Annotated in this window: 11 protein-coding genes; 8 read left to right on the forward strand and 3 right to left on the reverse strand. The window is 63.6% G+C overall.

The window, feature by feature from the left end; translation table 11 throughout:
* Position 1: 1 nt before the first annotated feature.
* The 3 genes from prmC (at position 2) to moeB (ending at position 2,462) form a co-directional block, all read left to right on the forward strand.
* The gene (gene prmC / locus MKZ40_RS04595) at positions 2-850 is read left to right on the forward strand and encodes a peptide chain release factor N(5)-glutamine methyltransferase (RefSeq protein ID WP_175088355.1); all 849 of its coding nucleotides are present in this window, start codon (positions 2-4) and stop codon (positions 848-850) included.
* Positions 851-1,130: 280 nt separating this feature from the next.
* Complete coding sequence (locus tag MKZ40_RS04600; RefSeq protein WP_043335877.1) at positions 1,131-1,631, forward strand: Lrp/AsnC ligand binding domain-containing protein; 501 nt, start codon at positions 1,131-1,133, stop codon at positions 1,629-1,631.
* A 72-nt stretch (positions 1,632-1,703) separates the two neighbouring features.
* Entirely contained in the window at positions 1,704-2,462 is a 759-nt protein-coding gene (gene moeB / locus MKZ40_RS04605) for a molybdopterin-synthase adenylyltransferase MoeB (protein ID WP_175088354.1), read from the forward strand.
* A gap of 93 nt (positions 2,463-2,555) precedes the next feature.
* On the opposite strand, the gene gatB is transcribed toward moeB, so the two are convergent.
* From gatB to gatC, 3 genes are all read right to left on the reverse strand, one after another.
* Positions 2,556-4,010 (reverse strand): Asp-tRNA(Asn)/Glu-tRNA(Gln) amidotransferase subunit GatB, encoded by a 1,455-nt coding sequence (gatB, locus tag MKZ40_RS04610; RefSeq protein ID WP_175088353.1) that lies wholly within the window; start codon positions 4,008-4,010, stop codon positions 2,556-2,558.
* Positions 4,010-5,488, reverse strand: coding sequence for an Asp-tRNA(Asn)/Glu-tRNA(Gln) amidotransferase subunit GatA (gene gatA, locus MKZ40_RS04615; protein ID WP_175088352.1), 1,479 nt, complete (start codon positions 5,486-5,488; stop codon positions 4,010-4,012). The genes gatB and gatA overlap by 1 nt, the downstream gene beginning before the upstream one ends.
* 130 nt (positions 5,489-5,618) lie before the next feature.
* Complete coding sequence (gatC, locus tag MKZ40_RS04620) at positions 5,619-5,906, reverse strand: Asp-tRNA(Asn)/Glu-tRNA(Gln) amidotransferase subunit GatC (RefSeq protein ID WP_054555110.1); 288 nt, start codon at positions 5,904-5,906, stop codon at positions 5,619-5,621.
* 329 nt (positions 5,907-6,235) lie between these two features.
* Here gatC and MKZ40_RS04625 point away from each other — a divergent pair, with 329 nt between their 5' ends.
* The 5 genes from MKZ40_RS04625 to rng all read left to right on the forward strand — a co-directional run bounded on the left by MKZ40_RS04625 (position 6,236) and on the right by rng (position 11,327).
* Complete coding sequence (locus MKZ40_RS04625; protein ID WP_043332576.1) at positions 6,236-7,273, forward strand: rod shape-determining protein; 1,038 nt, start codon at positions 6,236-6,238, stop codon at positions 7,271-7,273.
* Positions 7,274-7,337: 64 nt separating this feature from the next.
* Positions 7,338-8,315 carry a rod shape-determining protein MreC gene (gene mreC, locus MKZ40_RS04630; RefSeq protein ID WP_282627822.1) on the forward strand — a complete coding sequence of 326 codons (978 nt, stop codon included), beginning with the start codon at positions 7,338-7,340 and terminating at the stop codon, positions 8,313-8,315.
* A complete protein-coding gene (gene mreD, locus MKZ40_RS04635; RefSeq protein ID WP_043332574.1) occupies positions 8,315-8,797 on the forward strand; it encodes a rod shape-determining protein MreD in 483 nt (160 codons plus the stop codon). The genes mreC and mreD overlap by 1 nt, the downstream gene beginning before the upstream one ends.
* A gap of 216 nt (positions 8,798-9,013) precedes the next feature.
* A complete protein-coding gene (locus tag MKZ40_RS04640) occupies positions 9,014-9,679 on the forward strand; it encodes a Maf family protein (protein WP_175088398.1) in 666 nt (221 codons plus the stop codon).
* A 184-nt stretch (positions 9,680-9,863) separates the two neighbouring features.
* Positions 9,864-11,327 (forward strand): ribonuclease G, encoded by a 1,464-nt coding sequence (gene rng / locus MKZ40_RS04645; RefSeq protein WP_175088351.1) that lies wholly within the window; start codon positions 9,864-9,866, stop codon positions 11,325-11,327.
* Positions 11,328-11,351 lie beyond the last annotated feature (24 nt).

Consider the following 11,351-nt stretch of genomic DNA (forward strand, 5'->3'; position numbering starts at 1 on the left):
GGTGAGAATCGATGTCACCCTGGCAGCCGCGACTGCCCGTCTGAGCGAGGCGGGCAGCGATTCTCCGCGTCTGGATGCCGAGTTGCTGCTGGGCGAGGTGATGGGGCGCGAGCGCACCTGGTTCTACACCTGGGGCGATCGGGATCTCGAGCGCGAGGCCGGCGCCGAGGGCGTGGCACGTTTCGAGGCACTGCTGGCGCGTCGAGCCGAGGGCCATCCCGTGGCGCATCTGCTCGGGCGACGTGAGTTCTATGGCCTGACGCTCGCCTGTTCGCCGGCCACGCTGATTCCGCGCCCGGACACCGAGGTCATGGTCGAGTGTGCGCTGGAATTGGCCGAGGCGCCCGAAGGCAGACTGCTGGATCTCGGCACCGGCACCGGTGCCATCGCGCTGGCCTTTGCCTGTCACCGTCCGCAGTGGCAGGTGCTGGGCGTCGACCTCATCGAGGAGGCCGTGCAGCTGGCGCGCGGCAATGCCGAGCGTCTGGGGATTGCCAATGCCGAGTTCCGTCAGAGTGACTGGTTCAGTGCCGTCACCGAGAGCGGCTTTGCACTGATCACCGCCAATCCTCCTTATCTGGCCGGTGATGATCCGCATCTGGCGCTGGGCGATGTGCGCTTCGAGCCGCGCTCGGCGTTGGTCGCGGACAAGGCGGGGCTTGCGGACTTCCTGCACCTGATCGCCACGGCGCCGCAGCATCTGGCGCCAGGCGGCCACCTGATGCTGGAACATGGCCTCACCCAGGGCAATGAAGTGCGCGAGGCACTGCGTGCCGGCGGCTTCGCCGACGTCGAGACGCTGGAAGACCTGGGCGGGCGCGAGCGCATCACGCTGGGCAGGCTGCGCTGATGATGACCCGGCCGCGGGCACCGGTGGCGGCTGCCCCGACACCCTCGCGCTTGCCACTCGCGTAGTGCATTCCCCCGTTTTGAGAGAAGTCTGCGTGGAATCCTCGTCACAACGCCGCCGGTGAAGGCGTATCCCCTGTTGGCCGGGTATGGTAGTAATGAACCTGCATGATTGGCATGGTCATCTGATAACCCCCCTTGTTATCCGATGCCCTGACTGCACGGAAGCCAGGAACACGGATGATCCTGCTGCAAGTCACCCTGCTGGGAAAACTATTACAATGAAAGCAAAATCACGCTCTCTGGACCGCATCGACCTCAAGATTCTGCGTTGCCTGCAAGAGAATGCCCGTATCTCCTATGTCGACCTCGCTTCGGAAGTCGGCCTTTCCACCACGCCGTGTCTGGAGCGCGTCAAACGCCTCGAGCGCGCCGGCGTCATCCGCGGTTACAAGGCGGTGCTCGACCCCAAGGCCCTCAAGGCCAATCTGCTGGTCTTCGTCGAGATCAGTCTCGAGACACAGTCGCCGTCGGTGTTCGATGAGTTCCGCCGTGCCGTCTCCAAACTGCCGCAGATCCAGGAGTGTCATCTGGTTTCCGGGCAGTTCGACTACATCCTCAAGTGCCGGATTCCGGAGATGTCCGCCTATCGCCAGCTGCTCGGCGATGTGGTGCTGACGCTGCCCGGCGTCAAGGAATCCAAGAGTTATGTGGTGATGGAGGAGGTCAAGGAGCAGTTCTCGTTGCATGTGCCCGATATCGAGGAACTGGACGCCAAGTAGCGGCCGGCCCTGGGCGCGTCAGCCAGGCGTCGCGGCGTTTCACTTCATCTACCGATAGGTGGCTTTTCTCCCATGCAAGATTCGCAATTGCTGCGCTACTCGCGCCAGATCCTGCTCCCTCAGGTCGACATCGCCGGCCAGCAGCGCCTGTTGGCGGCGCGGGTGCTGGTGATCGGGGCGGGGGGGCTGGGCTGCCCGGCGGCGCTCTATCTGGCGGCCGCGGGCATCGGCACCCTGGTGGTGGCCGATGATGACCACGTCGAGCTGTCCAATCTGCAGCGTCAGATCGCCCATGGTGACGCCGACATCGATCAGCCCAAGGCGCAATCACTTGCCTCCTCACTGTTGGCGATCAATCCCGACATCGAGGTGATCGCGTTGTCCGAGCGGCTGCAGGGTAAGGCGTTGACCGAGCAGGTGACTGCCGCAGACGTGGTGCTCGATTGCACCGATCGCTTCAGCTCGCGCTTCCCGATCAACGCCGCCTGCGTGGCAGCGGGCACCCCGCTGGTGTCCGGCGCCGCGATACGCTTCTCCGGTCAGCTGGCAGTGTTTGATCGCCGTGAGCCACAGGCACCGTGTTATGGCTGCCTGTATCCGCCGGATGAGCTTGGCGATGAAGAACTGACCTGTGCCGAGAGTGGCGTCATCGCGCCGCTGGTCGGCATCATCGGCGCCTTTCAGGCGCTGGAAGCGCTCAAGCTGATCAGCGGTGCCGGCAGCGTGCATCGCGGCCTTGCCACCTTCGATGGCCTCAGTGGTGAATGGCGGCGCATGGGCCTCAAGCGCGACCCCGGCTGCCAGGTGTGTGGCAGTCGTGAGCCCGCATAGGCGGCAGTCAATTGCTGTTCGATAGAGCATGAAAAAGCCCCCAGCGTCGTGATGACGGTGGGGGCTTTTTCATTCAGCGACTGATGGACAGGCTCAGCTGAGGCTATCCAGCTTGTCTTTCAGCACCTTGTTGACCTGTTGCGGATTGGCGGTGCCGCGTGAGGCCTTCATCACCTGACCGACGAAGAAGCCGATCATCTTGCCACGCTTGTCCGGCTCGGCTTCCTGATACTGGGTCACCTGGGCCGGGTTGTCTGCGATCACCTGATCGACCACGGCTTCGATGGCACCGGTGTCGGTGACCTGCTTGAGGCCGCGTGACTCGATGATCTCGTCGGCGCTCTCGCCTTCGCCATCCCACAGTGCGGCGAACACCTGCTTGGCGGCCTTGCCGTTGATGGTCTCATCGACGATGCGCTTGATCAGGCCACCCAGCTGGGCCGCGGAGACCGGGCTGACGGTGATGTCGAGGTTTTCCTTGTTGAGACGACCGGCCAGCTCGCCCTGCACCCAGTTGGCGGCCTGCTTGGCGTCGCCGCAGACATCCTTCACTTCCTCGAAGAAGTCGGCCATCTCGCGGCTGGCGGACAGCACGCCGGCGTCATAGGCGGACAGGCCCAGTTCGCTTTCGAAACGTGCGCGCTTCTCGGCCGGCAGTTCCGGCAGGGTCTGGCGCAGGTGTTCGATGTAGGCCTCATCCACTTCTACCGGCAGCAGATCCGGGCACGGGAAGTAGCGGTAATCGTTGGCTTCTTCCTTGGTGCGCATGCTGCGCGTCTCGTCGGCGTCCGGGTCATACAGGCGGGTTTCCTGCACGACCTTGCCGCCGTCCTCGATCAGCTCGATCTGACGCTCCACCTCGAAGTGGATGGCGCGTTCGATGAAGCGGAAGGAGTTGACGTTCTTGATCTCCGCGCGGGTGCCGAAGGCTTCCTGACCCATGGGGCGCACCGAGACGTTGACGTCGCAACGCAGCGAGCCTTCGGCCATGTTGCCGTCCGAGATGCCCAGGTAGGTGACGATGGCGTGGATCGCTTTCACGTAGGCCACCGCTTCCTTGGCGGAACGCATGTCCGGCTCGGAGACGATTTCCAGCAGTGGTGTGCCGGCACGGTTGAGGTCGATGCCGGTCATGCCCTGGAAGTCTTCGTGCAGCGACTTGCCGGCATCTTCCTCGAGGTGGGCGTGATGGATGCGGATCGACTTGCGCGTGCCATCTTCCAGAAGGATCTCGAGCACACCCGGGCCGACGATGGGCTGATCCATCTGGCTGGTCTGGTAGCCCTTGGGCAGATCCGGATAGAAGTAGTTCTTGCGTTCGAACACCGAACGGCCGGCAACGGCGGCATTGACGGCGAGGCCGAAGCGCACGGCCATGGCCACGGCCTGCTCGTTGAGCACCGGCAGGGTGCCCGGCAGACCGAGGTCCACGGCGCTGGCCTGGGTGTTGGGCTCGGCACCGTAGGTGGTGGAAGAGCCGGAGAAGATCTTTGACTGGGTGGCGAGCTGAGCGTGAACCTCAAGCCCGATTACGACTTCCCATTGCATCAGGCTTGCTCCTGTCCGAATTCCGGGCGCTGGCGGTGCCAGTCGGTGATTTGCTGGAACTGGTGCGCGACGCCCAGCAGGGTCTGCTCACCGAAGTGCGGGCCGAGGATCTGCAGCCCCACCGGGCGCTTGCCTGCCAGGCCGGCCGGCACGCTGATGCCCGGAATGCCTGCCAGGTTGATGGCGATGGTGTAGAGATCCTGCAGGTACATGGACAGCGGGTCCTTGTGTGCGCCGAGATCGAACGCCGGGGTCGGTGCCGCCGGGCCCATCAGCACATCGACCTGATCGAAGGCATCGAGGAAGTCCTGGCGGATCAGGCGACGCACCTTCTGGGCCTTGATGTAGTAGGCATCGAAGAAGCCTTCGGACAGGGTGTGCGTGCCGATGATGATGCGACGCTTCACCTCGTCGCCGAAGCCTTCCTCGCGAGTGCGCTTGTAGAGGTCTTCCAGGTCCTGCGGGTCATTGCAGCGATGGCCGAAGCGCACGCCGTCATAACGCGACAGGTTGGAGGAGGCCTCGGCCGGCGCGATCACGTAGTAGGTCGGGATGGCCAGGTGGGTATGCGGCAGCGAGATTTCCTGCACGCTGGCACCGGCATCCTCGAAGACCTTGATCGCGGCACGCACGGAAGCTTCGACTTCCTCGGACAGGCCTTCGCCGAAGTATTCCTTCGGCAGGCCGATCTTCAGGCCCTTGAGGTTGTAGTCCAGTCCTTCGACGTAATCCGGCACGCCACGCACCACGCTGGTGGAGTCGCGCGGGTCTGCGCCGGCGATCACGTTCATCAGGCGCGCGCAGTCTTCGGCGGAGCGAGCCATCGGGCCGCCCTGATCGAGGCTGGAGGCGTAGGCGATCATGCCGTAACGCGAGACGCGACCGTAGGTCGGCTTGAGGCCGGTGATGCCACAGAAGGCGGCCGGCTGGCGGATGGAACCGCCGGTGTCGGTGCCCAGCGCGGCCGGTGCGAGGCCTGCGGCGACGGCGGCGGCACTGCCGCCGGAGCTGCCACCCGGTACGGCGGACAGATCCCACGGGTTCCTGACGGCACCGTAGTGGCTGTTCTCGTTCGAGGAGCCCATCGCGAACTCATCGAGGTTGGTCTTGCCGAGAATCACCACGCCCTCGGCCTTGAGCTTCTCGATCACGGTGGCGTCGTAGGGCGAGACGAAGTTGTCGAGCATCTTCGAGCCGCAGCTGGTGCGCACACCTTCGGTGCAGAAGATGTCCTTGATGGCCATCGGGGCGCCGGTCAGCGCGGCGGCATTGCCGGCGGCACGGCGTGCATCGGCGGCATCCGCATCACGCAGCGCTTCTTCGCGGCACAGGGTGATGTAGCTGTTGAGCTCGCCATCGAGGCGTTCGATACGGGCCAGGAAGGCTTCCGTCAGCTCGCGACTGGTGTATTCGCCGGCCTCCAGGCCTTGCGCCAGCTCACTGAGCGTCTTGTCATGTAGTGCAATGGACGATGACATGTTCGATTCCATCAGTGCAGACGATGCGCCGGGCATCATCCGCAGAAATTCCGGGGCGGACGGGGCGTGCCGCGTGACGTGGTATCCGATGGCAGTCGGTCACGATGCGTGAGCGATCTGCCAGGCGAGATCACTCGACGACGCGCGGAACCAGATACAGACCCTGCTCTGTGGCCGGGGCCACCTGCTGAAAACGCTCGCGCTGATTCGATTCGGTGACTTCGTCCGCGCGCAGGCGTTGCGTGGCTTCCAGCGGGTGCGCCAGCGGTGCGACGCCGTCGGTATCGACCTGTTGCAGCTGGTCGACCATGGCGAGAATCCGGTCGAGATCCTCGACGTAGGCTTCGGCATCCTGCGAGGCAAGACCCAGGCGTGCGAGGTGAGCGGCACGCAGCACATCTGAATGTTCAAGGGCCATTGAAGTTTCCCTGTCTTGGCTTCGAGAGGCTTGAGGTGACGGCAGGAGTCAGAGACGACCACGCGAAATCAGACTGGCGCGACGAGCGCGAAAAGCCGAATTCGAAAATTGTGGTGTCCCGGCAAACCCGATGCCCGTTACCCTGTAAAACAGCGCGCTTTGCAGCGATGGAGCAATCTGTCGCCGAATGCGCCGTTACAGTGTGATTCGGCGTGAAATGTACCACATCTGCGTCGCTCTGGCAGGCGTGTCAGCTTGCCGCCATGGGGTGGCAATGGTACCGTTCGCGTCTGCACAGGGTTCCGGTCTGGACTAGGTGATCAACTTCCATGTTTAAACGTTTACGTGGGCTGTTCTCGAGCGATCTGTCGATCGATCTGGGTACTGCCAACACGCTTATTTATGTGCGCGGTCGCGGTATCGTGCTCGACGAGCCCTCAGTCGTGGCCATTCGCCAGTCCGGGAATGCCCGCAGTGTGGCGGCCGTCGGTGCCGATGCCAAGCGCATGCTGGGGCGCACCCCCGGCAATATCACGGCCATCCGACCGATGAAGGACGGCGTTATTGCCGACTTCACCGTTACCGAACAGATGCTCCAGCATTTCATCCGCAAGGTGCATCAGAGCACCTTCCTGACACCCAGCCCTCGTGTGCTGGTGTGCGTGCCGTGCATGTCGACCCAGGTCGAGCGTCGCGCCATCAAGGAATCGGCCGAAGGGGCCGGCGCGCGTGAGGTCTACCTGATCGAGGAGCCGATGGCTGCCGCGATCGGTGCGGGCCTGCCGGTGGAAGAGGCGATGGGCTCCATGGTGGTCGATATCGGTGGTGGTACCACTGAGATCGCCATCATCTCGCTCAACGGCGTGGTCTATTCCGAATCCGTGCGTATCGGCGGTGACCGCTTCGACGAAGCCATCACTTCCTATGTGCGTCGCCATTACGGCAGCCTGATCGGTGAGGCGACGGCCGAGCGCATCAAGGAAGAGATCGGTTGTGCCTACCCGGGTGGCGAGCTGCGCGAGATCGACGTGCGCGGCCGCAATCTGGCCGAGGGTATTCCGCGTTCCTTCACGCTCAACTCCCACGAGATTCTCGATGCGCTGCAGGAACCGCTGGCGGCCATCGTCTCGGTGGTCAAGAGCGCGCTCGAGCAGTCTCCGCCGGAGCTGGCTTCCGACATCGCCGAGCGTGGCCTGGTGCTGACCGGTGGTGGTGCGCTGCTGCGTGACATCGACAAGCTGATCGCGGAAGAGACGGGCCTGCCGGTGATCATCGCCGAAGACCCGCTGACCTGCGTGGCGCGCGGCGGTGGCAAGGCGCTGGAAATGATCGATCAGCACACCTTCGAGCTGCTGTCGAGCGATTGACCTCGTCCGGGGCCGGGCATGCTGTGTGCTGTACGGCTGGTCCCGGCCTGTCGGAGGACGTGCTATCAAACCCCTGTTCACGCGTGGCCCCGTGCCCGGCTACCGCATGCTGCTGTGCGCGGTGCTGTCACTCGCGCTGATGTTTGCCGAAGATCGCTTCAGCTGGATGGTCGATGTGCGCGCCAGCATGGCGACGCTGGTATCGCCCGTGCAATGGGTCGTCAGCTTGCCGACGGAAGGCCTCAGCTGGGGCGCGCTGGTGTTTGCCGATCAGCAGGAGCTGGCCGACGAGAACCGCGCGCTGCGCGAACAGCTGCTCAATCTGTCCAGCCGTGTGCAACGCATGGCGAGCCTGACCTCCGAGAATACGCGCCTGCGCGAATTGCTCAATGCCGGGCAACGTAGCGACATCCCCTATATCACCTCCCAGTTGCTGACCCTCGATGCCGACCCGTTCTCCCACCGCATGGTGGTGGACCGCGGCGAGCAGGATGGCGTGCGCATCGGCTTGCCGGTACTCGATGCCTATGGTCTCGTCGGGCAGGTCATCTCCACGTCGGCCTATAACAGTCGAGTGCTGATGATCAGTGATGCCAGCCACGCCGTGCCGGTCGAGATCAATCGCAATGGCCTGCGCTTCATCGCCCAGGGCAGCGGCAAGATCGATCAGATCGATGTGCTGCATGTGCCGGATACCGCCGACATTCGTGTCGGGGATCTGCTGGTGACTTCCGGGCTGGCGCTTCGCTTTCCGCGCGGCCTGCCGGTAGCACGTGTCACCGAGGTCTATCATGATCCCGGCAAGCCGTTCGCCCGCGTGAGTGCCGAGCCCATCGCGCAGCTGGAGCGATCGCGCAACTTCCTGATCCAGATGCCGCCGCCGGTGGATACCGACAACCTGTATGTCGATGACAGCCTCGATGAGTTGCCGCGTGACAACCTGGCGGCGCCCAGGCCCGAGGGTGACGATGCCGCGCAAGGCTCTGCCGAGGATGCGGCAGACGCTCAGGCACCCACCGACGCTGCCGGGGAGAACAACTGATGGCCTTTCGTCCCCAAACCACCTTGCTGTGCTGGTTCTCGCTGCTGCTGGCGCTGTGTCTGCAGGTCATGCCATTGCCGGATGTGTGGCTGATCTGGCGGCCCCAGTGGCTGGGTCTGATGCTGGTCTACTGGTGCATCGTCTCGCCGCAGAGTGTCGGAGTCTTCCACGGCTTCCTGTTCGGGCTGGCGCTGGATGTCCTGCAGGGCGCACCGCTGGGGCACAACGCCCTGGTGCTGTCGCTGACGGCCTTCATGGGCGTGCTGCTCTATCAGCGTATTCGCGCCTATTCCCTGCTGCAGCAGGCGTTGCTGGTGATCGTGGTGCTGGGCATCGCACAGTTGCTGGATCAATGGCTGCGCAGCCTGTTCGGTGCCGGCCCGGTCAGCCTGTCGTTCCTGCTCTCGGCGGTCATCGGCGGCGCGCTGTGGCCGTGGCTCTATACTCTGCTGCAGATGCTGCGTCGGCGGGTCGCGGCCTGAGTGCCACTCGCACATCGATAGCACTTACTCGCACATCGATAGCACTTCTTGTGAGCTTCCAAAAGCCGCCTACGGGCGGCTTTCTGGTACTTGTCAGCCATGTTTATCTTCACGAGGTCTTCCATGTCATCCGCTTCCAGGCCATCCACTTCCGATGCCGACAGCCCCGTTTCCTCACTCTTTGCGAACTCTGGCGCCACGACGCAACGCAACGTGATGTCTCAGGGCGTTGCTCAACAGGGCTCTGATCAACAGGACGCTGCTGATCCGGGATTGATTCTGGCCTCGGGGTCGCCGCGTCGTCGTGACCTGCTGGCCAGTATCGGCATCCAATGTGAGGTGGCGCCGGTGGATATCGATGAGACGCCGCAGGCCAATGAGTCGCCGGAGCATTACGTGCTGCGTCTGGCGCGAGAGAAGTCGCAGGCCGGTTTCGCGGCTCTGGCGCAGCGGACGACAGGTCGGACGGTGGGGCGGCGAGTGCTCGGCGCGGATACCGCGCTGGCACTGGATGGACGCATTCTCGGCAAGCCGCGCGACGAGTTGGACGCGCGCGAGATGCTGCTCAGTCTCTCGGGGCGCAGTCATCAGGTGCTCAGTGGTGTGGCGCTGTGTCATGGCGACGCCGGGCGCGACATGCGCTGCGAGAGCGAGCTGGTCGAGAGCCGCGTGACCTTTCGTACCATCACCCCGGAGGAGGCCGCGCGCTACTGGGCGACCGGTGAGCCCGCTGACAAGGCGGGTGGTTACGCCATCCAGGGGCTCGGCGCCGTCTTTGTCAGTCATCTCGAGGGCAGTTACAGCGCCGTGGTCGGGCTGCCGCTGCATGAGACCGCACAGCTCTTGAGCAAGGCGGGCGTTCAGCCGTGGCAACCGCTCTGACGGGCGATGTCCCACGCTGCATCAGTCGGGCGTCGAGTCAGCGCACCAGCGTCATCACGAAGACGATGGCTTGCGTGCGTGGCACAAAATACCCGTTGCAGGAAATCCTTAGTCGATAGATCACAGCCGGGGGCTCCCTAGCTATGTCATAATCGCAAGCAACGACTTTACAAGGACTTGCGCTATGAGCGGCGAGGTATTGATCAACCTGACACCGATGGAGACCCGCGTGGCGGTAGTCGAGAACGGTGTCCTGCAGGAAGCCTTCATCGAACGCAGCGGGCGACGCGGCATCGTCGGCAACATCTACCGTGGCAAGGTGGTGAGAGTATTGCCCGGCATGCAGGCGGCCTTCATCGATATCGGTCTCGAACGGGCGGCCTTCATCCATGCCCAGGAAGTCATGCCGGCGCATACGCCGCATGATGAGCAGCTCTCGATCCGCGAGCTGCTCAGCGAAGGCCAGCCACTGGTGGTGCAGGTCACCAAGGACCCCATCGGCACCAAGGGCGCCCGGCTGACCACGCATCTGTCGGTGCCGTCACGCTATCTGGTCTACATGCCGGACTCGCCGCATACCGGCGTGTCGCAGCGCATCGAGAGCGATGTCGAGCGTGACCGCCTCAAGGAGATGACCGAGCGCTGCCTCACGGAGCTTGATCCGGAGGCGCCCGGCGGCTTCATCCTGCGCACCGCCGCCGAGGGCATCAGCGAGGCGGAACTCAAACAGGACATGCATTTCCTGCTGCGCCTGTGGCGCAAGGTCAGTGAACGTCGCCTCACGGCTGCCGTGCCCAGCGTCATCTACGATGATCTGCCACTGTTCATGCGCACGCTGCGCGATGTGATGCGCGACGAGATCGAGCGCGTGCGCATCGATTCCCGCGAGAACTATCTGCGTCTCAAGGAATTCTCCAGCGAATTCATGCCGGACATGGAAGGGCGCATCGAGTATTACCCCGGCGAGCGACCGATCTTCGATCTGTTCAGTGTCGAGGATGAGCTGCACAAGGCGATGGGTCGCAAGGTGCAGCTCAAGAGTGGTGGCTATCTGGTGATCGACCAGACCGAGGCGATGACCACCATCGACGTCAACACCGGTGGTTTCGTTGGCCATCGCAACCTCGAAGAGACCATCTTCAAGACCAATCTCGAGGCGGCGACCGCCATCGCGCGCCAGCTGCGGCTGCGCAATCTCGGCGGCATCATCATCATCGACTTCATCGACATGGAAGAGACCGAGCACCAGCGCCAGGTGCTGCGGGTGCTCGAGAAGTCGCTGGAGCGTGATCACGCCAAGAACAAGATGACCGGTGTGACCGAGCTGGGTCTGGTGCAGCTGACGCGCAAGCGCACGCGAGAGAGTCTGGAGCAGGTACTGTGCGAGGCCTGTCCGACCTGTCAGGGGCGCGGCACCCTCAAGACGCCGGAGACGGTCTGCTACGAGATCTTCCGCGAGATCATGCGCGAAGAGCGAGCCTACAGCCCGGATACCTACATGGTGCTGGCCTCACAGAATGTGGTCGATCGACTGCTGGACGAGGAATCCGCGGCCGTGGCGGACCTCGAGAGCTTCATCGGCAAGACCATCCGTTTCCAGGTCGAGGCGCATTACACCCAGGAGCAGTACGATATTGTGCTCATGTGATCTGTCAGCCACCGTGCCTGCGAT

Source organism: Cobetia sp. BMC6, from assembly GCF_029991385.1.
Lineage (GTDB): Bacteria > Pseudomonadota > Gammaproteobacteria > Pseudomonadales > Halomonadaceae > Cobetia.

Bases quoted from the DNA above. Each gene is read 5' to 3' on its own strand.
- MKZ40_RS04600 (WP_043335877.1), top strand. From the start codon at position 1,131: ATGAAAGCAAAATCACGCTCTCTGGACCGCATCGACCTCAAGATTCTG.
- moeB (WP_175088354.1), top strand. From the start codon at position 1,704: ATGCAAGATTCGCAATTGCTGCGCTACTCGCGCCAGATCCTGCTCCCT.
- gatB (WP_175088353.1), bottom strand. From the start codon at position 4,010: ATGCAATGGGAAGTCGTAATCGGGCTTGAGGTTCACGCTCAGCTCGCC.
- gatA (WP_175088352.1), bottom strand. From the start codon at position 5,488: ATGTCATCGTCCATTGCACTACATGACAAGACGCTCAGTGAGCTGGCG.
- gatC (WP_054555110.1), bottom strand. From the start codon at position 5,906: ATGGCCCTTGAACATTCAGATGTGCTGCGTGCCGCTCACCTCGCACGC.
- MKZ40_RS04625 (WP_043332576.1), top strand. From the start codon at position 6,236: ATGTTTAAACGTTTACGTGGGCTGTTCTCGAGCGATCTGTCGATCGAT.
- mreD (WP_043332574.1), top strand. From the start codon at position 8,315: ATGGCCTTTCGTCCCCAAACCACCTTGCTGTGCTGGTTCTCGCTGCTG.
- MKZ40_RS04640 (WP_175088398.1), top strand. From the start codon at position 9,014: ATGTCTCAGGGCGTTGCTCAACAGGGCTCTGATCAACAGGACGCTGCT.
- rng (WP_175088351.1), top strand. From the start codon at position 9,864: ATGAGCGGCGAGGTATTGATCAACCTGACACCGATGGAGACCCGCGTG.